The sequence below is a fragment of the Streptomyces sp. H39-S7 genome (assembly GCF_027158205.1).
Classification (GTDB): Bacteria; Actinomycetota; Actinomycetes; order Streptomycetales; family Streptomycetaceae; genus Actinacidiphila.
The window spans coordinates 67,427-90,622 of sequence record NZ_JAPVLU010000023.1 but is presented as its reverse complement, the minus strand read 5'-3'; the positions used below and the strand labels follow the sequence as shown (position 1 = coordinate 90,622).

At 72.3% G+C, this 23,196-nt stretch carries 17 protein-coding genes and 1 pseudogene; 10 read left to right on the top strand and 8 right to left on the bottom strand.

The features are described 5' to 3' along the window. The first annotated feature begins 42 nt into the window (after positions 1-42). The 3 genes from O3X23_RS22885 (at position 43) to O3X23_RS43955 (ending at position 2,108) form a co-directional block, all read left to right on the top strand. Positions 43-447: a peptidase inhibitor family I36 protein gene (locus O3X23_RS22885; RefSeq protein WP_269273354.1), complete on the top strand. Its 405-nt coding sequence runs from the start codon at positions 43-45 to the stop codon at positions 445-447. 57 nt (positions 448-504) lie between these two features. Further along, positions 505-1,485, top strand: a complete 981-nt coding sequence (locus O3X23_RS22880; protein ID WP_269273353.1) for a hypothetical protein — start codon at positions 505-507, stop codon at positions 1,483-1,485. A gap of 107 nt (positions 1,486-1,592) precedes the next feature. Next, complete coding sequence (locus O3X23_RS43955) at positions 1,593-2,108, top strand: helix-turn-helix domain-containing protein (RefSeq protein WP_331283933.1); 516 nt, start codon at positions 1,593-1,595, stop codon at positions 2,106-2,108. Positions 2,109-2,203: 95 nt separating this feature from the next. On the opposite strand, the pseudogene O3X23_RS44225 reads toward O3X23_RS43955, so the two are convergent. Beyond that, positions 2,204-2,308: pseudogene (locus O3X23_RS44225) on the bottom strand (imidazolonepropionase-like domain-containing protein); the annotation flags it as partial. Continuing rightward, a complete protein-coding gene (mqnC, locus tag O3X23_RS22865; RefSeq protein WP_269273351.1) occupies positions 2,309-3,496 on the bottom strand; it encodes a cyclic dehypoxanthinyl futalosine synthase in 1,188 nt (395 codons plus the stop codon). A 384-nt stretch (positions 3,497-3,880) separates the two neighbouring features. On the opposite strand from mqnC, the gene O3X23_RS22860 reads away from it, so the two are divergent. The 5 genes from O3X23_RS22860 to O3X23_RS22840 all read left to right on the top strand — a co-directional run bounded on the left by O3X23_RS22860 (position 3,881) and on the right by O3X23_RS22840 (position 12,217). Then, a complete protein-coding gene (locus O3X23_RS22860) occupies positions 3,881-6,073 on the top strand; it encodes a fibronectin type III domain-containing protein (RefSeq protein ID WP_269273350.1) in 2,193 nt (730 codons plus the stop codon). Positions 6,074-6,125: 52 nt separating this feature from the next. Beyond that, the gene (locus tag O3X23_RS22855; RefSeq protein WP_269273349.1) at positions 6,126-7,118 is read left to right on the top strand and encodes an AAA family ATPase; all 993 of its coding nucleotides are present in this window, start codon (positions 6,126-6,128) and stop codon (positions 7,116-7,118) included. Beyond that, positions 7,118-8,320: a DUF58 domain-containing protein gene (locus O3X23_RS22850; RefSeq protein WP_269273348.1), complete on the top strand. Its 1,203-nt coding sequence runs from the start codon at positions 7,118-7,120 to the stop codon at positions 8,318-8,320. Before O3X23_RS22855 ends, O3X23_RS22850 begins: the two co-directional genes overlap by 1 nt. Further along, positions 8,317-10,599, top strand: a complete 2,283-nt coding sequence (locus tag O3X23_RS22845; protein ID WP_269273347.1) for a DUF3488 and transglutaminase-like domain-containing protein — start codon at positions 8,317-8,319, stop codon at positions 10,597-10,599. The genes O3X23_RS22850 and O3X23_RS22845 overlap by 4 nt, the downstream gene beginning before the upstream one ends. 91 nt (positions 10,600-10,690) lie before the next feature. Beyond that, complete coding sequence (locus O3X23_RS22840) at positions 10,691-12,217, top strand: serine/threonine-protein kinase (protein ID WP_269273346.1); 1,527 nt, start codon at positions 10,691-10,693, stop codon at positions 12,215-12,217. 21 nt (positions 12,218-12,238) lie between these two features. On the opposite strand, the gene O3X23_RS22835 is transcribed toward O3X23_RS22840, so the two are convergent. The 4 genes from O3X23_RS22835 to O3X23_RS22820 form a co-directional block, all read right to left on the bottom strand. After that, positions 12,239-13,837 (bottom strand): serine/threonine-protein kinase, encoded by a 1,599-nt coding sequence (locus tag O3X23_RS22835; RefSeq protein WP_269273345.1) that lies wholly within the window; start codon positions 13,835-13,837, stop codon positions 12,239-12,241. A gap of 96 nt (positions 13,838-13,933) precedes the next feature. Beyond that, positions 13,934-14,230, bottom strand: a complete 297-nt coding sequence (locus O3X23_RS22830; protein ID WP_269273344.1) for a WXG100 family type VII secretion target — start codon at positions 14,228-14,230, stop codon at positions 13,934-13,936. 85 nt (positions 14,231-14,315) lie between these two features. Beyond that, positions 14,316-14,990 (bottom strand): hypothetical protein, encoded by a 675-nt coding sequence (locus O3X23_RS22825; protein ID WP_443047939.1) that lies wholly within the window; start codon positions 14,988-14,990, stop codon positions 14,316-14,318. Beyond that, complete coding sequence (locus O3X23_RS22820; RefSeq protein ID WP_269273343.1) at positions 14,990-15,265, bottom strand: hypothetical protein; 276 nt, start codon at positions 15,263-15,265, stop codon at positions 14,990-14,992. The genes O3X23_RS22825 and O3X23_RS22820 overlap by 1 nt, the downstream gene beginning before the upstream one ends. A gap of 247 nt (positions 15,266-15,512) precedes the next feature. On the opposite strand from O3X23_RS22820, the gene O3X23_RS22815 reads away from it, so the two are divergent. Next, complete coding sequence (locus O3X23_RS22815) at positions 15,513-19,922, top strand: FtsK/SpoIIIE domain-containing protein (protein ID WP_269273342.1); 4,410 nt, start codon at positions 15,513-15,515, stop codon at positions 19,920-19,922. A 36-nt stretch (positions 19,923-19,958) separates the two neighbouring features. Here O3X23_RS22815 and O3X23_RS22810 read toward each other — a convergent pair whose 3' ends face one another. Continuing rightward, positions 19,959-20,810, bottom strand: coding sequence for a menaquinone biosynthetic enzyme MqnA/MqnD family protein (locus tag O3X23_RS22810; protein WP_269273341.1), 852 nt, complete (start codon positions 20,808-20,810; stop codon positions 19,959-19,961). Positions 20,811-21,066: 256 nt separating this feature from the next. Between O3X23_RS22810 and O3X23_RS22805 the strand changes: the two genes are divergently transcribed. After that, positions 21,067-21,270 (top strand): cold-shock protein, encoded by a 204-nt coding sequence (locus O3X23_RS22805; protein WP_014144190.1) that lies wholly within the window; start codon positions 21,067-21,069, stop codon positions 21,268-21,270. A 78-nt stretch (positions 21,271-21,348) separates the two neighbouring features. Here O3X23_RS22805 and O3X23_RS22800 read toward each other — a convergent pair whose 3' ends face one another. Then, complete coding sequence (locus tag O3X23_RS22800; protein WP_269273340.1) at positions 21,349-23,160, bottom strand: AMP-dependent synthetase/ligase; 1,812 nt, start codon at positions 23,158-23,160, stop codon at positions 21,349-21,351. Positions 23,161-23,196 lie beyond the last annotated feature (36 nt).

Genomic DNA, 23,196 nt, shown 5'->3' with positions numbered 1-23,196 from the left:
TCGCGGCCACCGCACGCACCACGCATCAGGGAGGAACGCCGCATGACGCACGTCAACCGCACCGCTCTCCGCCGGACACTCGCCACCACCCTGGCCCTGGCCGCGCTCGGCACCGCCTCGCTCGTCTGCGCGGGGCCCGCCGACGCCCTGGGCAAGGACGGCACCCTGGAGCCGGGTGAACTGGGCCTCTACTACGCCCAGAACCGCACCAACCTGCTCTTCGACCTCTACTACGCGGGCAACAACTTCGCCGGCGACCGGTACGCCGCCAACACCAGCATCTCGCCCAACGACAACACCGAGTCGTACTGGAACCGGGACGCGCAGACGTGGAGCGTCTGGACCGACGCGTACCGCTCCGGCGTCCACGGATGGATCCCGGCGTACACGTGGAGCAACGCCAGCACCAACTTCAAGAACAAGATCTCGTCCGCCAACCCAGGCTAGGCCCTGCCCGACAGATCCCGCCAGGCCCGCACCCCCGCCGTCACCCGGAGTCCGCAGATGTCCAGCCGCCGTGCCGCCGCACCCGCCGCCTGCCTCGCCCTGCTCGCCGTTCTCCTGACGGGGCTCACGGGTTGCGGATCCGCCTCCGGCGCGGCGTCCGACGGGGGGAAGTCCGGGGACCGGGCGGAGCCGGCGGTCGGCACGCCGCCGGCGCTGCTCGACAGCAACGGGCTGACGTTCCCCCTGGACGACTACCTCGTCGCGGCGGAGCAGCGGCAGGAGCTGCAGAAGGCCCAGAACATCCTGATCGACCAGTGCATGCGGCGCTACGGCTTCCGCTACACCGCACCGGACTCCACCACGGCCACGGACGCCTACGGCGAGAACGGCCGCCGCTACGGCCTGTCCAGCCCGGCCCTGGCGGCCCGCTACGGCTACGGCGACCCGCCGCGGCAGACCCCGGTCCGCGCCCCGCGCCCCGCCAGTGGCACCAATGAGTCCCTGGTCCTCGACGGGCCGCCCGACCTGGACCCCAAGTCCCTCCCGGGCAACCTGGAGGAGGCGGAGAAGGCCAGGACGTCCGGGAAGAACACCGGTGTCGTCAACGGCGTCAAGATCCCCGTCGCGGGCTGCGCGGGCGAGTCGGGGCTCCGGCTCTACGCGCCCGACGCCGCCGCCGTCGACATCACGTTCCCGCAGAACCTCAACGTCGAGGCCAACGAGCGGTCGCGGCAGGACTCCCGGGTGGTGGGGGCGGTCCGGGAGTGGTCGGCCTGCATGGCCGGGCACGGCTACCGCGTCCCGTCGCCGCTGGGTGTGCCGACCGCCCTGAAGCTGACCGATCTGTCGGGCCCGCAGGCGGTCACCGTCGCCACCTCCGACGTCGCCTGCAAGCGGCAGGTGAACCTCGTGGGCGTCTGGTTCACCGTCGAGTCCGCCTATCAGAAGGCGCTGATCGAGAAGAACGCGGAAACGCTGAAGACCTTCAAGGACCAGCAGCAGGCGCGTATGCGGCTGGCCGACTCGCTGGTGGGCTGACGGGCCGAGGGGCTGATCCGGCGGCGGTGATGGCCGATTCACTGTTGGGCCGAGTGGGGCTGATATAGCCTTCCTTGTGCTCCAGTCCACGCTTCCGGGGGGAATCCGTGCATCTGCTCTGCCCGGTGTGCGAGGTCTGCGGGACCGGACCGCGGGAGGACGCCCACCCCTACGGCAGCGCGGTCCTGGCGGGGCTGCGGCTGATCCCGGATCTGACGGGCCGTGAGCACGAGGTGCTGCTGAGCCTGCGGGACGGCGCCTCGAACCGGGAGCTCGCCGCCGAACTGGGCATCACGGAACGCACGGTGAAACTGCACGTCGCCAGCCTGCGCTTCAAGCTGGGCGGCGTCTCACGCCTGCAGCTGAGCCTGATCGCGCTGGTCCACCACGCCCGCGGCGGTCACGCCCTCCGGTGCACGAGCCGTCCGCCGGCCACCGTGGCCACGCAGCCGCCGCCGGCGTCGAACACCGCCAGGTCCGCCCGGCCGCCGGTCACCAGCTCGGGCGGCACCGATCCGGCGGGCACCCTGACCAGACCGCCGCGAGCGGCGGCGGCCCGCAGGGCGGGATCGGTCAGATACCCGTCCACGACCGCCGTCGCCCCGAGCCGCAAGAGGGCGTGAATCCGTTCACGCGGACTCGGCGCGTCCGGCACCGGGGCCGCGTGCACCAGGGCGGGGCCCAGCGTGCCGCGCCATTCCCGCACCCTCGCGTCCGGGAACAGCGCGCGCACCTCGTCGGCCGTGCCGACCGCCGTGATCCGATCGCCGGAGACGGCGACCGCCCGTCCGGTGCCACCGTCCCCGATGTGGATCGTGAGCATTCAGTTGGCTGCGAGCAGCTTCAGCTCGGGGTGCGCCGTGCCGCCCTCGATCGCCGTCGACGACAGGTGCGAGACGGCGTGGTCGTTGACCGGGTCGTCGGCCGGGTCGTCGTGCACGACGAGGTGCTCGTACGTGGTCGCGCGCTGCGCCGGAACGCGGCCCGCCGAACGGATCAGCTGGATGATCTCCATGCGGTTCGAGCGGTGCTTGGCACCGGCCGAGGAGACCACGTTCTCCTCCAGCATGATCGAGCCGAGGTCGTCCGCCCCGTAGTGCAGGGAGAGCTGGCCGACCTCCTTGCCGACCGTGAGCCAGGAGCCCTGGATGTGGGCGACGTTGTCCAGGAAGAGCCGGGCGACCGCGATCAGCCGCAGGTACTCGAAGATCGTGGCCTGCGTCTGCCCCTTCAGCTTGTTGTTCTCCGGCTGGTAGGTGTACGGGATGAAGGCGCGGAAGCCGCCCGTCCGGTCCTGTACGTCACGGATCATGCGCAGGTGCTCGATGCGCTCGGCGTTCGTCTCGCCGGTGCCCATCAGCATCGTGGACGTCGACTCGACACCCAGGTTGTGCGCGATCTCCATGATCTCCAGCCAGCGCTCGCCCGACTCCTTGAGCGGCGCGATGGCGGTACGCGGCCGGGCCGGCAGCAGCTCGGCGCCCGCCCCCGCGAAGGAGTCGAGGCCCGCGGCGTGGATGCGCTTGATCGCTTCCTCGGCCGTCACCCCGGAGATGCGCGACATGTGCTCGATCTCGGACGCGCCCAGCGAGTGGATGACCAGCTGCGGGTACGCCTTCTTGATCGCGGCGAAGTGCTCCTCGTAGTACTCGACGCCGTAGTCCGGGTGGTGGCCGCCCTGGAACATGATCTGGGTGCCGCCCAGCTCGACGGTCTCCGCGCAGCGGCGCAGGATGTCCGCGATGTCACGCGTCCAGACCTTGTCGCTCTGCGGCGCGGCGTAGAACGCGCAGAACTTGCACGCCGTGACGCACGAGTTCGTGTAGTTGATGTTCCGCTCGATGATGTACGTCGCGATGTGCTCGGTACCCGCGTACCGGAGGCGGCGCGCCGCGTCGGCGGCCGAGCCGAGGGCGTGCAGCGGGGCGGAGCGATACAGGTCCAGCGCCTCCTCCGGGGTGATGCGGCCGCCGGCGGCGGCGCGATCGAGGACGGCTGCGTAGTCGCGCACCGGGGCTGTCCCTTCCGAAGGGGTACAAGACGGACCAGCTCAGCGTACGCCAGACCGCGGACACTCCCCTGGGCGGGCCACGGGGGCCACTGAGCGGCCGTCGGGAATCGCCGGACCGTGAGGCACCACGCCGGCCGAAACCGTGGGGGCACCTCCCGGCGGTAGCCGGGGGACCGTCACATGCTTGTCACGGGGTGCCCGGCGCCCCTGACACCGCCCTCGCGTCCCGGATAACCTGCTGTCCCAGGACAAATGCTCAGTGACGACGGCTTGTGGTGCGGGACGGGGTTGGATATGTCGGGGGCCGGATCGACGAGGGGGCTGCGTCCGCGCAGGCTCAGCGAAGAGACACTCACCACGGCGCCGGCGCCGGGTCGCGGAACGGTGCTGAGACAGCGCGCCGGCTCCGCCGCCACCGCCCTGTGGACGACGGTGCGCCCGACCCGCAACCGCAGCACCGGCTATCTCGCGATCGGCGCCGTCGGCGCCCTCATCGCCAGTTCGATCGCCCTCGGCGTCGGCGCCGCGGGCTCGATCCCGCGGCTCGCGGACATCGGCGCCTGGCTGAACAGCAGCGGATCGGGTGAGGCCTCGCACGCCAACGGCCTGACGGGTGACGTGGACGGCAAGGTCAAGCTGCCGGGCATGAACGGCCACTCCGTGACGATCGCCCAGGACGGGAAGACGGTCCTCGTCCTGGACCGCAAGACCGGCAAGGTCGTCCGGATCGACCCCTCCCAGCTCACCGCGGAGCAGTCGACGAACTACGGCCAGAGCGGACTGCAGCTCGTCTCCGGCGGCACGTACGCGTACGTCGTGGACGCCGCCAAGGGCACGGTCCAGCGGATCGACCCGGCGCTGACAATCCCGACCGGGGACAAGGTCCAGCTGGGCCCGGGGCTCGGCACCGCGGCCGTCGACGCGCAGGGCACGCTCTGGGTGCCGCAGCCCGGCAAGGGCACCGTCGTCCCGTTCGTGAACGGGACGAAGAGCGCCGAGGTCAAGGTCGCCGCGCCCGACCACGACCTGGTCCTCACCCTGGCGCAGGGCCGGCCGGTCGTGACCAACCGCACGGACGCCGTCACCAAGGTGCTGAGCGTCGCCGGCACCCAGCAGACCTTCAACCTCCAGGGCGGGATCAACGACTCCGCCCCGGGGAAGATCCTGGTGCCCGCCTCGACCGACAGCCCGATGGTGCCGATCCTGGCCTCCGACAGCGGCGCGCTCGCGCTCGTCGACGTCACGAGCGGCCAGTCCATCAACGCGAAGGTCCCGATCCAGGGGCACGCGCTGGGCGCGCCGCAGGTGCTGGGCAAGAAGGTGTACATCCCGGACGGGACCACCGGCCGCCTGCTCGTCTACGACACCGCGGGCTCGGCGTTCCAGGACTCGGTGAACGTGACGAGCAAGCCGGGCAACCTGGAACTCTTCGTCCGCAACGGCCTGCTGTGGGTCAACGACCAGAACAACAGCTCCGCCGCCGTCATCAACGCGGGCGGCGACGTCCACACCATCGGCAAGTACTCGGACAAGGTGCCGACGGCCCGGAAGAAGAACGACAAGCCCGTCGAGGACAACGTCCCGTCCTCCCGGCCGACCCACCAGGCGCAGCAGCCGACCCGCCCGGGCAAGGGCCCGGCCGGCACCACCCGGCCGCCCACGCACGCGCCGGCCACCACGCCGCCGCCGTCGCAGGCACCGCCCGCGACGCCGACGAAGAACTGCGCCATCAACTGGGAGGCGGGCTGCCCGGAACCGCAGACGCCCGGCACCCCGCAGGCCCAGTCCGGCGACGGTTCCATCACGCTGACGTTCCAGCCGGCCTCCGGGCTCACCCCCCAGCGCTACGTGCTGAAGGGGCTGGGCGGCGGCCAGACGGCGACGCCGTCCCAGGTCGGTCCGAACGGGCCCTTCACGTTCCGGATCGACGGCGGCGCCTGCGGCACGGAGTTCAGCTACACGGTGGTCGCGGAGTACGCGGCCGGAGCGGCGAGCAAGGAGTCGAAGTCCTCGGCCCCGGTCCGCCCCTGTGTCGCCCCCGGCGCCCCGCAGAGTCTCAAGGTCACCAACAACAGCGGCGGGCACGGCGCGAAGGTCAGCTGGAAGGCGCCCTCGGGCGGCGCGTCGGGTGTCACCTACGCGGTGACCTGGTCCGGCGGCAGCGGGTCGACGCAGAACACCAGCCGGTCGATCACCGGCCTGGACAACGGCAAGCAGTACGACGTCTCGGTGAGCACCAGCAACGCGGCGGGCTCGGGCGCCGCCACCAGCGGCACGATCGACCTGACGCCGCCGGACGTGACGATGAACATCACGCACAACGACGACGACCCGGACCCGCTCGCGATCCGCAACGATCCCAGCACCCAGACCGGCGGACGGGCCGGCCAGTTCCCGTCGAACTACCAGGGCGCCGTCACCGTGCACTGCCGGACGACGGGCAGCTCGGAGACCCACCCGTACGACAAGGTCACCAGCAACGTCTGGGCCAAGATCTCGTCCGGCTCGGGGAACGGCTACGTCGCCGACATCTACCTGGACTCGCGCAACAACGGCAGCGTCTGGGAATGCACATGACCCCTCCACTTCCGAGCCCCTCCCGACCCGACGACCGAAGTGCGAGCACGTCATGAGCGTTCCCCCGCAGTACCCGCAGAACGATCCCGTCGCGCTCTTCGCCCAGTGCTTCCACGCGCTCGGGGACAACATCGAGCGCGTCGTCAAGGGCAAGCGCGACACCGTCGAGCTGGCGCTGACCTGCCTGTTCGCGGAGGGGCACCTGCTCATCGAGGACGTTCCCGGCACGGGCAAGACGACGCTGGCGCGCTGCCTGGCCGCGTCGATCGAGGCGAACTTCGCGCGGGTGCAGTTCACTCCCGACCTGCTGCCGTCCGACATCACCGGCGTGACGATCTACCGGCAGAACACCGGGACGTTCGACTTCCTGCCGGGGCCGGTCTTCGCGAACATCGTGCTCGGTGACGAGATCAACCGCGCCTCGCCCAAGACGCAGTCGGCGATGCTGGAGGTCATGGAGGAGCGCCGGGTCACCGCCGACGGCAAGACCCACCCGGTGCCGCGCCCCTTCATGGTCCTCGCGACACAGAACTCCGTGGACATGGGCGGCACCTACGCGCTGCCCGAGGCGCAGCTGGACCGCTTCCTGATGCGCGTCACGATCGGGTACCCGGACCACGCCTCGGAGGTCGCGGTGCTCACCGGCTCCGCCGCCAACGCCTCGCCCGACGCGCTCTCCACCATCGCCTCCTCGCACCACATCGCGGAGTTCATCCAGGTCGCGACGCAGGTGCAGGTCGCCGAGCAGCTCTACGACTACATCGTGCGGGTCGTCGCGGCGACCCGCGCGCTGCCCGACGTCCGGCTGGGCGCGTCGCCGCGCGGATCCGTCGCGCTGCTGCGTGCCATCCGGGTCCGGGCCGCCTCCCAGTCGCGCAACTACGCGCTGCCCGAGGACGTCAAGGCGCTCGCGGTGCACGTGCTCGCGCACCGGCTGATCCTCACCCCGGAGGCCGAGTTGAGCGGCCGTACGGGCGCGGACGTCATCGCCGAGGTCCTGGCGACGGTTCCGGTGCCGCAGGCGGCCGGCGGGGCGCGGATCTGATGTCCGGGGCGACCGCCACGGCCCGTGCGGGCGCCGGCCCGCTGTCCGCCACCGGCTGGGGCACGCTGCTGGCCGGTGCCGCCCTGCTGGGCGCCGGCTACGGGTACGGGTACGGGGAGGCCGCCGCGCTCGGGCTGACCTGCCTGGCCGCGGTCGTCACGGCCGTCCTCTGGACGCTGCCCAGACCGCAACTGGGCGCGGACCGCAGGATCGCGCCGCGCAAGGTCGGCCGGGGTGACCCGGCCGACGGCATCGTCACCCTCACCAACACCGGCACCCGCACCCGGCGCGGACTGCGCGCCACCGACATGTGCGGCGACCAGCCGCTCACCATGGACGTGCCGGTGCTGCGCGCGGGCGGCTCGCAGGAGCTGCACTACGCGCTGCCGACCACGCGGCGCGGGCGGATCACCGTCGGCCCGCTGCGACTGGAGCGCACCGACCCGCTCGGTCTCGCGCGCCGGGTCCGCTCCTACGGCTCCGCCGACACCCTCGTCGTCCGCCCGCGCGTCTGCCTGCTGCCGGTGCTGCCGTCCGGCAAGGCGCACCATGTCGAGGGGCCGACCTCCGACACCGCCGACGACGGGTCGCTGACCTTCCACGCGCTGCGCGAGTACGTCCTCGGCGACGACCTGCGGCGGGTGCACTGGCGGTCCACCGCCCGCACCGGCACGCTCATGGTCCGGCAGATGGTCGACGTGTCGCTGCCGCACACCACGCTCGTCCTCGACACCCGGCCCGGCGCCTACGTGTCGGACGACGACTTCGAGCTGGCGGTCGACGCTGCCGCGTCCATCGCGTACGCCGCCGCCCGCTCCAACTTCCCCGTGCACGTGCTCAGCGAGGCGGGCCCGATCCTGCACACCGACGGTTCCGGCAACGACGCCGACGCGCTCCTCGACCGGCTCGCGCTCATCGGCCGCTCCGACCGGAAGTCGGCCGCGTCCGCCTTCGACGGCCTGGAGCACCACCGGGGCGGCGGTTCGCTGGTCGTCGTCACCGGCACCGGCGACACCGACGGGCTCACCGCGCTCGGCCGGGTCAGGCGGCGCTTCGACCGGGTGACGATGCTGCGCGCCGGCCAGGACATGGCCGCGCCCGACGCGCAGGGCGTGTCGAGCGCCACCGTCGACGTACCGCAACTGCACATCGCGTCCCTGGACGCCCTGCTGGCCGGCTGGCGCTGGGAGGCCGTGCGGTGAGTGCCACCACGCGTCCCGCGCGCACCGCGCCGCTGCCGCCGCAGGGCGGCGGCCCGAACTGGGACTGGGCCGCGCCCGCGCCCACCGGGCCGAGCGCCGAACGTCCGAAGAGCCCGGTCGCGACCCGCGGCGACGGCCTCGGGCGCGCCCGCCGCCTGTGGTCGCTGCTGCCGGTCGCCGCGCTGCTCGCCGCCTCCGGCCTGGGCTGGCACCGGGTGTTCGACACCCGCGACCTGCTGCCGGTCCTCGCGGTCTCCGTCCTCGCGCCGATCGTCGTGTCCGCGGCGCTGTCGGGCGCGCTGTCCCGCAAGGGCCGCACCGGTCCGCTCTGGCCGTCCATCGTGCTGACGGCCGCCGCCTGGACGGGCACGGTCTGGCTGACGATGTTCCGGGACGGCGGGCCGCGCGCGATCTGGCCCGCGCTGCTCGACGCCCCGCACGCCGTCCTGACCACCATCCTCCCCGTGCCGGGCGAAGCGCGGCTGCTGGTCCTGCCGCATGCCGTGCTGTGGCTGGCCGCCTTCGCCTCCGCCGAACTGGCGCTGCGCACCCGCACCCCGGTGCTCCCGGCGCTGCCCGCGGTGCTCGCCTTCGGCATCCCGCTGGTGCTCGGGGTGGACGGCCCGGGTTCCAACTACCCGGTGGTCGCCGCGCTGGCCGCGCTCACCGCCCTGCTGGCACTGATCCGCTCCCGGGTGAGCCTGTCGCCGCGCGGTCTGGCGCTCGGCCTGCCGGTCGTCCTCGGCCTCACCCTCGTCGCCTCGCTGGCCGGCACCGGTCTGCCCGGGATGGGCGCCGCGTACGACCCGCGGGACGCGGTCACCCCGCCCACCGTCCGTCCGCAGTCCATCAGTCCGCTGGACCAGGTCGCGGCACTGATGCGCAGCGGCGACGCCAAGGTCTTCACCGTCCGCACCGCCGCCGAGACCAACTACCGGCTGGCCGTGCTGGACGCGTACAACGGCACGACGTGGTCCAGCACCGCCGAGCTGGCCCGTACCGGCGGCCGGGTCCCCGCGGAACGCGGCGTCGACCCGGGCAAGCGCCAGGAGGTCACCCAGCGCTTCACCGTCCAGTCGCTGCCCGGCATCTGGCTGCCCGCCGCCGACCGGCCGTCGGCGGTGACGCTGCCGGACCACACCGACCTGTCGGTGGACCCGGCCGCGGGCGTGCTGGCCACCGACCGGACGGCGCCCTCCGGGTTCAGCTACACGACCGTGTCCCAGCTGCCGGTCTACGACGTGCAGCGGCTGCAGTACGCGCCGGCCGCCGACGACCCGGCCCTCGTGCAACTCCCGCGCACGGACGCGGCCGACCAGCCCATCCCGTCCGTCGCGTCCTTCACCAAGATCGCCGCGAAGGCCACCGAGGGCAGCTCCTTCCCGTACGAGCAGGCCGTGAAGCTCGCCGACTGGCTGCGCGAGTCCTACCAGTTCGACCCGCGGGCCATCCCCGGTCACACCTACCGGGGTCTGGAGTTCTTCCTGACCGAGGGCAAGCGCGGCACCTCCGAGCAGTTCGCCGCCTCGTTCGCGGTGCTCGCCCGCACGCTCGGGCTGCCCTCGCGGGTCGTGGTCGGCTTCCGCCCCGGCACGAAGACGGCCGACGACACCTGGCAGGTGGCGGGCAAGGACGTACTGGCCTGGCCCGAAGTGGAGTTCCAGGGCATCGGCTGGGTCCCCTTCTACCCGACCCCCGGCACCACGTCGAAGGACGGCACCTCCGTCGCCCCGGCCGGGCAGACCAAGGACCGCAAGACGGTCGACCAGCAGATCACCGACCAGCCGCGGCCGTCCGCCCCGCCCAAGGGGCCCGGCACGACGCGGCCCGCGGCGGCGGCCCCGGACGCCGGGACCCCCTGGTGGATCTACGCCCTGGCCGGCGCCCTGCTCCTCGTCCTCGGCTATCTGCTCTACGCTGCCTGGCTGCCCTGGCGGCGGCGGGCCAGGCGGCGCGGCGCCGCCGATGTGCGGCAGCGGGTGCTCGGCGCCTGGCAGCAGATCGTCGACCGGCTCACCGAGATCGGGCTGCCCGCCACCGGGGCGCACACCGCCGAGGAGGTCGCCGCGTTCGGGGCGTCCCGGGTGGGCGGCGCCGCCGGCGAGCATCTCCCCGATCTCGCCCGCCTGGTGAACGAGGTCGGCTACGCCGGCCGCACCCCCGACCCGGCGTCGGCCGACGCCGCCTGGGCCCACTGCGACGCCATCGAACGCGTCGTGCTCCGCACCATCCCCCGACGCGACCGGGTCGTTCGCGCGCTGCGCCTGCGGCGGAACTGACCGCCTCCGGCCACAGGGTGCGGGCGCCGACCCGGCCGGACGGCGGAGACGGTAGGTTGTCGTGAGACGCGTGAGGCACGGGAGGACATCGGTGGACCGGACGCCGGGAAGGCGCGGGCAGGGCGCGACGGACAACCCGGAGAGCGACGAGGGTTCCGTCGCCGTACCGGCGCAGACGTCGGCGGAGGGCCATCGCCTCCCGCCGGGCTACAAACTGCTCCGCCAGGCCGGCACCGGCCGCCACAGTTCCGTGCTGCTGTGCGCCGAGGAGGCGACCGGCGCCGAGGTGGCCGTCAAGCTGCTCGCCGTCACGGTCGACGACGAGAGCACCCGGCTGGCCGCGCACTCCGAACTCCTGTCGGCGGGCGCCGCCGCCCGCCACCCCTGCTCCGTGACCGTCGAGGACGCCGGCTTCACCGCCGAGCACCGCCCCTACCTGGTGGAGCAGTTCTGCCGCGGCGGCAACGCACAGGCGAAGCTCGCCAACTCCGGCCCGTTCCCCGTCGACGAGACGATCGTGATCGGCACCCGCCTGGCGCTGGCGCTGCACTCCGCGCACCGCCGCGGGGTACTGCACCTGGACGTCCGCCCGGCCAACATCCTCTTCGATGAGAACGGCGACGCGCTGCTCGCGGACCACGGCCTCGCCCGCGTCCTGCAGCGCTCCGCGCCCCGGCTGGGCACGGTCTTCGACCCGATGTTCGTACCGCGCGAGCTCTTCGGCTGGGAGAAGCCGGGCCCGGCCGCCGACGTGTACAGCCTCGGCGCGACGCTGTACGCGCTGCTCAACGGCGAACCGGCGTACGCGGACGCCGGCCGCACCTCGTGGTCCGCGCTCTACGCGGAGGTGCTGCGCGGCGAACTGCCGTACCCGGCCCACCGGCATGACATACCGGACCCGCTGCTCATCCTCGTCCGGAGGATGATGTCGGCGAACCCGGAGGGCCGGCCGCCGCTGACCGAGGTGCACCGCTCGCTGCGCTCACTGCTGACCCCCGCGTCCGCGACGAAGGTGCCCTCCCTGGAGCCGGAACCGGCGATGGAGTCGCCGCTGCCGGGCTGGGACCCGGCGGACGACCTGACGCCCGAGGAGCAGGCGGCCGTCGAACAGGCGGGCGCGCGGGCGCAGGACGAGGCCAAGCGGCAGTCGCGCAAGCGGCTGCTGGCGGCGACGACCGCCCTGGTGGTGTTCGCCGCCGCGGGCACCGCGGCCACGCTGGTGCTGCGCGACCGCAACTCCAAGCCCGAGCCGAAGGCGTCCTCCAGCGCCTCCACGGCGCCGGGACCGACGTCGAGCGCCGCCCCGGTGCAGGTGCCGGCGGACAAGCTGGCGGGTCTGATGCCGCAGAACGTGCAGGCCGTGAAGGCCAACGGGAATGTGCAGATCACGTGGAAGGCGCCGACCCAGGCCGCGCAGGTCGCCGGCTATGTCGTGCGGGCCGTGGTGCCCGGTGGCGGCGAGCCGCTGCAGAAGACGCCGAACGGGAACGAGCCCGCGGTGGTGTTCACGGCCGGGTCGGTGACGGCCGACACCTGCTACACGGTCAACGCGGTGATCTCGGTCGACGGCAAGTTCCAGTTCGCGCCGTCCAAGGAACTCTGCAAAACCACCGGCTGACCACCCGGCCGCCGCCTCCGGCTAATTGATCTTCTTCAGGTCGCCGCTGGGGTGGCCGGCTGCCGCGTCGTTGGTGGTGTAGGTCAACGTCAGGGCGTTCTTGAGGGTCAGCCGTTCCGCCGTGGCGCCCGGCGAACAGCCGCTCGTCGCGCCCGGATTGCCGCCCGTCGAGTCGAGGACCAGCATCCTCGTGGTCGCGGACACCAGCTTCCACGTGCCTCCGCAGTGCAGGACTCCCAGCAGGTCCACGGTGCCGTCGGCGACCATCTCGCCGACCCGTCCCGCCTTGACGGTGACCGTCAGGACCCCGTTGGGAACGCCGTTGGTGGACACGGTGCCGCCCTGCCACGTGCCGATGAACACGGCGGGCACGGCCCCGGTGACCGCGCCGGTGTTCGCGCCGGTGGACGGGGTTCCGCTCCCTGTCCCGCCGGTGGTGCCGCCCGGCTTGTCCTCCAGCCGGAACAGGACCACCGCGGTCACGGCGACGGTGGCGGCCAGCACCACGGCCACCGCCGCCAGCAGCCGGCGGTACCCGCGGTCCGCGGCGGGCTCCGGCGCGAACCGCGCACCGGAGCCCGCGGTGCCCGGCAGCGCGTCGCGCGGCCCCGACGCCTCCATGCCGAAGGAGTGCGAGGGCGCGGGCGGCGGACCGAACGTGCCGTAGGCCGACCCGAGCGGCGTCCCCGAGGGCGTCACCCCCGAGCGGGTGGACAGCGGAGCCGCCTCCAGGTCCAGAAGTTCGACCGCGTGCCGGCCCAACTGCGCCATCAGCGGCCGGGAGAGCCAGCCCTGGCGCACGAGCGCGGCGGCGCCGTCGGGCGACAGCCGCGCCGCGAGCCGGGCGGGAGTGGGACGGACGGCCGGGGCCTTGGCGAGGCAGGACTCCACGATGTCGCGCAACTCGTACGGCACACCGTCGAGTTCCGGCTCCTCGTGGGCGACCTTGTAGAGCAGCGAGGCGGCGCTGTCCCCGCTGAACGGGCCGTGCCCGGTCGCCGCGAAGGCGAGCACGGCTCCGAGGGCGAAGACGTCGGAGGCCGCACCGAGCGGCCGGGCGAGCACCTGCTCCGGCGACATGTAGCCCGGCGAGCCGACGACCACCCCGCTGCCGGTGACGGACGCGCCCGCCGCGTCCATGGCGCGGGCGACCCCGAAGTCGATGAGCACCGGGCCGTCGATCGAGAGCATCACGTTGGACGGTTTGACGTCGCGGTGCAGCAGGCCGAGCCGGTGCAGCGCGTCCAGCGCCTCGGCGAGCCCGGCGCCCAGGGTCCGCACGCCGCTCGGCGGCAGCGGCCCGAACTCGTCGACGGCCTGCGCCAGGGTCGGCCCCGCGATGTACCCGGTGGCGATCCACGGCACCGGCGACTCGGTGTCCGCGTCGAGCACCGGGGCGCTCCAGACCGCGCTCACCAGCCGGGCGGCGGCCACCTCACGGCGGAAGCGGGTACGGAACTCGGCGTCCTCGGCGAGTTCGGGGCGCACCACCTTCACCGCGACCGTACGGCCGCCGGGGCTGCGGCCGAGATAGACCCGGCCCATCCCACCCGCTCCGAGCCGTCCCAGCAGACGGTACGGACCGATCGACGACGGATCTGTCGTAGCCAACGGCTGCATCGGATCCTCCTCTGAGCGAGTGTGCCCCCGAGCGGCTGCCGCGACGCACGATGCGCCGCAGCGGTGATCCGCTGCGGCGCATCCGTTGCCGCTCGATCAGTGACCGAGGCCCTTGGCGAGCTCCTCGTCCGCGGACTGGAACGCCTGCGCGGCACTCTCGAGGAACTTGCCCATACCTTCAAGACCCTCGATGGTCTTGGTGGCACCGGTGTTGAACTCCGTGTAGGACTGGTCGAACTGCTTCGAGGAACGGTCGGTCACGTAACCGCCGTTCACCAGGCTCTGAACAAACTTGTGCAGCGTGTTCAGCTTCTCCGTGATCTCGGTCTGCCCCGTCTTGAGCTTGGTGGCAGCGTCACGCATGTCCTGGTATGTGACGTTCACGTTGGACATAGAGGAATACCTTCCATTGGCCTAGCCGCAGGGCCGACCCCCGTGGCCGTTGAGTCGCAGATTGATGTGATGGTCTGCGGAAGCCTCAGCTTACGGGTGAGGACGGCGCAGGTGCAGCTTGCGGTTCCCGGTAGCGGAACGTCGAGGTCACCGCGTCGAAGACATCGAAGAACGAGTCCGCGAGGTCGAGTACGGGACTGCTGCAGGCGACCAGTGCGACCCGGTCCCCGCCGCCCGGCAGCGGGATGAATGTCTGCATCAGAACGGTTCGCATGGTTCTGGTGTCACCGGGGATCTCGATGTCCTCGATCCCGTACGTGCGGGCGGCGGCCCCGGTCTCCGGAATCTCCACCGTGGTCACCTTCCGCCACGCGTCGCCCTCGCGCCGGGCCGGCTTCTCCCGCAGCCCCGCCACGATCGACGCGGGATCCGTGGCCAGCAACTGCCCCTCGGGCGTACGGGCACCCACCAGCGACACGGTGACGGAAGCGGTCAGCGGCACCCCGCCGAAGTTCTGCGCCATGCAGCCGACGTACACCGCCCCGCTGTCGTACGCCTCGCGCGCCGCCCTGCGCAGGAACTTGGCCAGCACGTCACGGTGTTCACCGAGCGCCGGATTCTCCTGCACCCGCTGCGCCATCAGCCTGCGGATGCTCTCGTCCCGGCTGGCCGGGTGCAGATCGAACTCCCACCATGTCATCGGGACGGTGAGCGAGAAGCCCTCCCGCTCGACCGGCATCACCCGCGGAGTCGCACTCACTACTTGCCGCCCTCACCCTTTGCCGCCTTCGCCAGATCGTCGGCGAGCTGCTTGTCGGCCTTCCGGATCTCGCGCACCGCGGTGTTGGCCATCTTGGCCAACCCCTCCAGGTGCCCGTCGATCTCCTTCCGGCCGTCCTTCCAGTTGTGCTCGAAGCTGTCCAGCGCGTCCGCGACCTTCCCGGAGCCGAGCTTCGCCTCGTAGGACTCGAAGAGCTTGCGCGTGCCGTTCATGGTGGTCCGTACCGCTTCGAGATTGGAGGCAAAATCCTCCAAACCGCCTAGATCCACCTTCAATCGGTCAGGACTGCCCATATTTCCCCCGTCGGTTCTGCGGCCGCCCGCCGCACACGGCTTCCGCGTTCGCTGCCGGTCGATTCTCTCACTGTTGCCCCACCCATCGTCAGGACACCTCCCGCCGTGGCCGCGGTTCCGCCTGATGCGGCCGGTGCGTTGTCGGCCGTCTGTTGCATGATGGTCAACAGCAAATACCAGTGGTGCTCAGTGGTGCAGGGGGACGGCAGTGGAACTGCAGCTCAGCGTGATCGACCCGGTCCGTGACGACCGTGCGGACATGCTGGTCGACGCCGACCCCGCGGCGCCCGTCGGCGCGCTCGCGGCCGAGATCGGCCGACTGCTCGGACGTCCGGACGACGGCCAGGGGCCGCCCGCCCTGCACATCAACGGCTTCCAGATCGACCCCGAACTGAGCCTGGACGCCTCGCCGGTGCGCGACGGCGCGGTGCTCAGCGTCGCCGCGCCCGACGCCTGCCCGGCGCCCGACGCCCAGGGGACGGTGGAGGTACGGATCGTCGGCGGCCCCGACGCGGGCGGCGTGCACCGCCTCGGACCGGGCGTCGCCGTCGTCGGCAGCGGACCCGACGCGTGGATCCGGCTCAACGACCCCGCGCTGCCGCACTCGGCGGTGGAGGTGGACGTCGCGGTCGACGGGACGGTCACCGTCCACCCGTCCTTCGGCAGCTCCGCCACCATCGACGGCCTGCCGCTCACCGAAGCGAGCCCCTGGCGGCCGCGCAGTGTCGTCGCCGCCGGGCAGACCCTGCTCGAACTGAGCCTGCCGAGCTTCCCCGACACCGCCCTCAAGCCCTCCGAGGACGGCACCGGGCTCGACTACAACCGGCCGCCGCGCATCACGCCGCCGCCGCGGCCGACCAAGTTCCAGCTGCCGAGCAAGCCCAAGCAGTCCGAGAACCGGCCCCTGCCCTGGCTGATGGCGGTCATCCCGCTCTTCGGCGCGGTGCTCATGGCGATGATGATGCACCAGCCGCGCTTCCTGTTCATGGCGGTGCTCAGCCCGGTCGCCATGGTCGGCAACTACATGAACGACAAGAAGCACGGCAAGAAGTCGTTCCGCCAGACCACCGCCGACTACGAGACGCACAAGGAGTCGATCGAGCGGCAGGCCCGCAAGGCCATGGCCGCCGACACCGCCGCCCGCCGCACCCAGGCCCCGGACCCGGCCGAGGTGCTGGTCGCCGCGACCGGACCGAGCCAGCGGCTGTGGGAGCGGCGGCGTTCCGACCCGGACTACGGGATGCTGCGCGTCGGCACCGGCACCCTCCCCACCGAGGTCCAGGTCTCGGACCCGGCCCAGGAGGAGCACAAGCGCAACGAGGCCCGGAAGCTCTCCGACGTCCCGGTGACCGTCCCCATGCAGCAGCACGGCGTGCTCGGCGTCGCCGGCCGCGGTGAACTGCCGCGCGCCATCGGCCGCTGGCTGGTCGCGCAGGCCGCCGCCCTGCACTCCCCCGCCGACCTGCAGATCTGCGTGCTCACCGACCCCAGCGGCCGCGAGGGCTGGGAGTGGGTGCGCTGGCTCCCGCACGCCAGGGCCCGCGAAGGGCAGTCGGCGCTGGCCCTGATCGGCACCGACGCCGACAGCGTCGCCCGCCGCATCAGCGAACTGCTCGCCCAGGTCACCTCCCGCCAGGACGCGGCCCGCGAGGCCGGCACGCAGCCCAACCAGGCCTGGGGCGGCCCGACGATCCTCGTCGTCCTCGACGGCTCCCGGCGGCTGCGCGCGCTCCCCGGCCTCACCCAGGTGCTGCGCGACGGCCCGCGCGTCGGCATCCACCTCATCTGCCTCGACGCCGACCGCCGGCTGCTCCCCGAGGAGTGCCGCGCGCTCGTCGAGGAGGACTACTACGGCCTGCTGCAGGTCTCGATGGCCGGCGTCGAGCCGGTCTCCGCCGTCCGGCCCGACTGTGTGACCGCCGCGTGGGGCGAGCAGATGGCCCGCGCGATGGCCCCGATCCGCGACGTCAGCGGTGACGAGGGCTCGGCGCTGCCGGACTCCTGCCGGCTGCTGGACGTCATCGAGATGGAGCCGCCCACCGTCGGCGGGATCGCCGCCCGCTGGAGCATGGGCGGCCGTTCCACCCAGGCCGTGGTCGGCTCGTCCTTCGACGGCGCGTTCGCCATCGACCTGGTCCGCGACGGGCCGCACGGCCTGGTCGCGGGCACCACCGGTTCCGGCAAGTCCGAGCTGCTGCAGACCATCGTGGCCTCGCTGGCGGTCGCCAACCGGCCGGACGCGATGACGTTCGTCCTCGTCGACTACAAGGGCGGCGCGGCCTTCAAGGACTGCGTGAAGCTGCCGCACACCGTCGGTATGGTCACCGACCTCGACACGCACCTGGTGGAGCGGGCCCTGGAGTCGCTCGGCGCCGAGCTGCGCCGCCGCGAGCACACCCTCGCCGCGGCCGGCGCCAAGGACCTCGAGGACTACATCATCGCGATGCGCACCAATCCGGGGCTCGAGGCGATGCCCCGGCTGCTCATCGTCATCGACGAGTTCGCGTCCATGGCCCGAGAGCTGCCGGACTTCGTCACCGGCCTGGTCAACATCGCCCAGCGCGGCCGTTCGCTCGGCATCCACCTCATCCTCGCCACCCAGCGCCCCTCCGGCGTCGTCTCCCCCGAGATCCGCGCCAACACCAACCTCCGCATCGCCCTGCGCGTCACCGACGCCAGCGAATCGTCCGACGTCATCGACGCCCCCGACGCCGGATACATCGCCAAGTCCACCCCGGGCCGGGCGTATGTGCGGCTCGGCGCGTCATCGCTGCTGCCGTTCCAGTCCGGACGCGTCGGCGGCCGGCGGCCCGGCCAGGTCGCCACCAAGGCGCCCGCGCCGTGGACCGTGCAGATCGGCTGGGACGGCATCGGCCGCCCGGTCCCGGAACGCCCGGCGGGTCCCCGCACCAACGACGACGACCTGCTCACCGACCTCGCCGTCCTCGTCGAGGCCATCCAGGGCGCCAACGAGCAGCTGGGGCTGCCGCCGCAGCACAGCCCGTGGCTGCCCGCGCTCACCGAGCGCATGGTCATCGACGAGCTGGAGGCCCCGGTCAACGTCTCCCGCGACGGCCTGCTGCCGGCCCCGTACGCGGTCGACGACCTGCCGAGCGAGCAGGCGCGGCGCACCGCCTCGATCGACCTGACGACCTTCGGCCACCTGATGATCGCGGGCGCCCCGCGCATGGGCCGCTCCCAGGCGCTGCGCACCATCGCCGGCTCGCTGGCCCGCTCCAACTCCTGCGCCGACGTGCACCTGTACGCGCTGGACTGCGGGAACGGCGCGCTGCTGGCGCTGTCGTCGCTGCCGCACTGCGGCGCCGTGGTCCGCTCCAACGAGGCGGACCGCGCGGTCCGGCTGATCGGCAAGCTGGCCGCCGAGGTGCAGCGCCGGATGGCGCTGCTCGGCGAGGGCGGCTTCACCGACGTCAACGAGCAGCGGACGGGCGTCGCCGAGGCGGACCGGCTGCCGCACATCGTGCTGCTGCTGGACCGCTGGGAGGGCTTCACCCCCTCGCTCGGCGATCTCAACAACGGCTCGCTGACCGACACGATCTTCCAGCTGATGCGCGAGGGCGCGTCCGTCGGCATCCACGTGATCATGACGGGCGACCGGTCCCTGCTGCTCGGGCGGATCTCCACCCTCACCGAGAACAAGATCGCGCTGCAGCTCAGCGACTCGGGCGACCTGTCCCTCATCGGCCTCAACCCGCGCAAGATCCCCGCGAAGATCCCGCCGGGCCGGGCGTTCCGCGCCCAGGGCGCCGTCGAGACGCATGTGGCGCTGCTCGCCGAGGACCCCAGCGGCCAGGCCCAGTCCGCGGCCCTGCACGCCATCGGCGCCGCGGCCAAGGACCGGGACAGCGCCGTACCGCGCTCCCGCCGGCCGTTCCGGGTCGACGTGCTGCCCTCCCGGATCGAGTTCGAGGAGGCGTGGGAGATGCGCGACCCGCAGGAGCAGCAGGCCATGCGCGGTGGCGGCCGGCTCTGGTCGATGGCGGCCATCGGCGGCGACCAGCTGACCGTGCTGGGCCCGAACCTCGCCGAGGGCACCCCCGCCTTCGTCATCGCCGGCCCCGCCCGCTCCGGGCGCAGCACCGCGCTCCTGACGATGACCCGCTCGTTCCTCACCGCGGGCACCCAGATCATCCTGGCCACCCCGCGCCGCCAGTCGCCGCTGCGTCGCCTCAAGCACGCCCCGGGCGTCGTGGGCTTCTTCGGCACCGACGAGATCACCGCGGCGGAGCTCCAGGAGGCGCTGTCCCGCTTCAGCGGTCCCGGAGTGATCATCGTGGACGACGCGGAGCTGCTGCGTAACTGCGAGGCGGGGGACGTCTTCCAGTCCGTGGTCCGCAACGCGACCGGCAAGGACATCGGCCTGGTCATCGCGGGCGACGCGGACGACATCTGCGGAGGCTTCAACGGCTGGCAGGTCGAGATGAAGAAGGCGCGCCGGGGCCTGCTCCTGTCGCCGCAGAACATGTCGGACGGCGACCTGGTCGGCGTCCGGCTGCAGCGCGGCTCCATCGGCCAGGCGATCCAGCCCGGCCGCGGCCTGCTGCACCTGGGCGACGGCGAGGTCCGTACCGTCCAGGTCCCCCTGACCGCCCTTTAGGGGCGGACGCAGCGGCCGTGCGGGAGGGGGCGGGCGTCAGAGCAGTTCGACGCGCGCCTCCTTGGGAAAGCCGACGCGCCGGGCGAACTCGGCGATGCCGGCGAGCTGCTCGGCCCCGAGGGAGAAGTCGAGCGTCGTGAAGTACCTGCTCAGCAGCTCGGAGTCGAAGGCCTCCCAGCGGGCCGCCTGCTCGGCGACCTTCTCGACCTCCTCCAGCGACAGGTCGCGGGAGGCGAGGAACGCGCGGTGCACCTCGCGGACGGCCTCGGGCTCGCGGGCGAAGTAGTCGCGGCGGGTAGCCCAGACGGCGAAGACGAACGGCAGCCCCGTCCAGTCCTTCCACATCTGGCCCAGGTCGTGCACCTGCAGGCCGAGCCGGGGCGCGTCGTGCAGGGAGGCACGCAGGGCGGCGTCGCCGATGAGGACGGCGGCCTGCGCCTCCTGCATCATCAGCGACAGGTCGGGCGGGCAGGTGTAGTAGTCGGGGGTCACCCCGAACCGCTCGGTGAGCAGCAGCTCGGCGAGGCGCACGGAGGTCCGGCTCGTGGAGCCGAGGGCGACCCGCTGGCCGTCGAGCTGGTCGAGCGGCAGCTGGCTCACGATGACGCAGGACATGACGGGGCCGTCGCAGCCCACGGCGATGTCGGGGAGCGCCACCAGTTCGCCGGCGTGCCGCAGGTACTCCATGAGGGTGACGGGCGCGACGTCCAGGTCCCCGCGCACCAGCTGGGCGCTGAGTTTCTCCGGGGTGTCCTTGGTCAGTTCCAGATCGAGGAGGGCTCCTGTCCTGGCAAGCCCCCAGTACAGGGGCACGCAGTTCAGGAACTGGATGTGGCCGACCCGCGGACGGGTCCGGCCGCTTTCGGTGTCAGATGCAGATTTGTCCACATCAGGAGGCTAGTCCTGGTCCTTGCGGATCTTGTGAGCGGGCGGCGGAACCACCCCTGGGAGGGCCTCAAAAGGCCGATCTTGAGACCCTTCCCCACCCCTGAACCTGCGTGCTACTCTCCTCGCAAGTTGCAGTTTGGTTTCCCTTGCAGTACAGAGCCTGCGGAGCATGTGACCCCGTAGGCTTTTGTAGTTTTCAGACTTCGCAGTTGCAGGTTCTGGAGCAGGGCAACCCTTTGGGCCCAAGGAGGGCTTTATGGCTACCGGAACCGTGAAGTGGTTCAACGCTGAAAAGGGCTTCGGCTTTATCGCCCAGGACGGCGGGGGCCCCGACGTCTTCGTTCACTACTCCGCGATCAACGCCGCTGGGTTCCGCTCCCTCGAGGAGAACCAGCAGGTCAACTTCGACGTCACCCAGGGCCCGAAGGGCCCCCAGGCGGAGAACGTGACCCCGGTCTGATCACCGAGTCGCCGAAAAGCACGACCAAGGAGCCCCGCACCGTGGTGCGGGGCTCCTGCCTTTCCCGGCGCGGCCCGGCTACCGCACGCTCGGCGCGGCCTCCGCGTAGAGCGCGTCGATCCGGTCCCGGTACCGCTCCTCGACGACCGAGCGGCGGAGTTTCAGCGTCGGTGTGAGCTCGCCCGACTCCACCGACAGGTCCTCGTCGAGGATCACGAACGCCCGGATCCGCGCCGGGCGGGCGACCTGCTCATTGGCCGCGTCCACCACCTCCTGCACCAGCGCGTGCACCGCGGCGTGCCGGGTCGGGCGGGCGCCCAGCACCTGCCGGGTGCGGGACGCCCAGCCGATGATCTCGTCGGGGTCCAGGGTGATCACCGCGACCGGGTACGGGCGGCGGTCGCCGATCATCACCGCCCGGGACACGTAGCGGGACTGCTGGATGGCGAACTCGATCTGGGTCGGGGTGAGGTTCTTGCCGGCCGAGGTGATGACGATGTCCTTCTTGCGGCCGGTGATCGTCAGATAGCCGTCGGCGTCGAGCGCGCCGAGGTCCCCGGTGTGCAGCCAGCCGTCGGAGTCCAGCGTCTCGGAGGTCGCGTCCGGGTTGTGGTGATAGCCGGGGAAGACGTTGGCGCCCCTGGCGAGCACCTCCCCGTCGTCCGCGATCCGCACCTCGCAGCCGTCGATCGGCCGGCCGACCGTGCCGTGCCGGAAGTCGGAGGCGTGGTTGACGGCGATGACGCCACCGGACTCCGTCATGCCGTACCCCTCCAGGACGCCCAGGCCGCAGGCCCGCAGGAAGGCCATGGTCTGCGGGGCGATCGGCGCCCCTCCGGTGGTCGCCCAGCGCAGCCGGCCGCCGAAGGCGGCCCGGACCAGGCTGAACAGGGCGGCGTCCGCGGCGTCGTAGGCCTCGCGCAGCTCCGGCGGCAGCTCCTCGCCGCGCTCCCGCAGCTCGGCCGCGCGCACACCGAGCGCGATGGCCGCCTCGAACCGCTCCCTGCCGCCCTCCTGCGACTCCGCGAGCGCCAGCACCTGCGCGTGCACCTTCTCGAACAGCCGTGGCACGGACGGCAGGTGGGTGGGCCTGACGTCGGTCAGTTCGGCGACGATGTTCTCGATCCGCCCGCCGAAGAAACACAGCGTCCCGCCGACCAGCAGCGTCGTGAACTGGATCAGCTGGGCCAGGAGATGGGCGAGCGGCAGGTACAGATACGTCGTGTCGCCGGGCAGGCCGCCGTCGATGTGCGGCACGGTGGCGTCCTGCACCGCGCCGAAGTTGCCGTGGGTGAGGCGGCAGCCCTTGGGCATACCGGTGGTGCCGGAGGTGTAGACGATGGACGCCACGTCCTCGGGCTTGCGCGACTCGGCACGGGCCAGCAGCTCGGCGAGCAGGCCGTCGTCGAGCGGGGCCGCCGTCCCCGTCGAGCCCTCCGCAAGGCCGTCGAGGGCGTGCAGCGGCAGTATCCGCCGCAGGCTCGGCACCCCGCCCCGCAGCCGTTCGGCCTTGGCGACCTGCCGGTCGTCCTCGCAGAGGATGACGGAGGCGCCGGAGTCGCTCAGCACCCAGGTGACCTCCTCGTCCCCGGCCGTCGGATAGACCGGTACGACGACGGCGCCCGCCGCCAGCGCGGCGAGGTGCGCGTACGTCCACTGCGGCCGGGTCTCGGACAGGATCGCCACCCGGTCACCGGGCTCCACACCGAGGGCGATGAGCCCGCAGCCGGCCCGCCGTACGGTGTCGCGCAGTTCCGTGAAGGTGACGTCGCGCCAACCGCCGCCGACGCGGAAGCGCAGTGCGGGACTGTCGCCGTGCCGTTCCGCCACCCATTCCGCTGTCAGCGCCAGCGTCCCTGGCCGATCGGTCTGCGGTGCCATGGTGCCCATCGCGCGCCTCCCTTGGTCGTGTAGCCCTGACGCTAT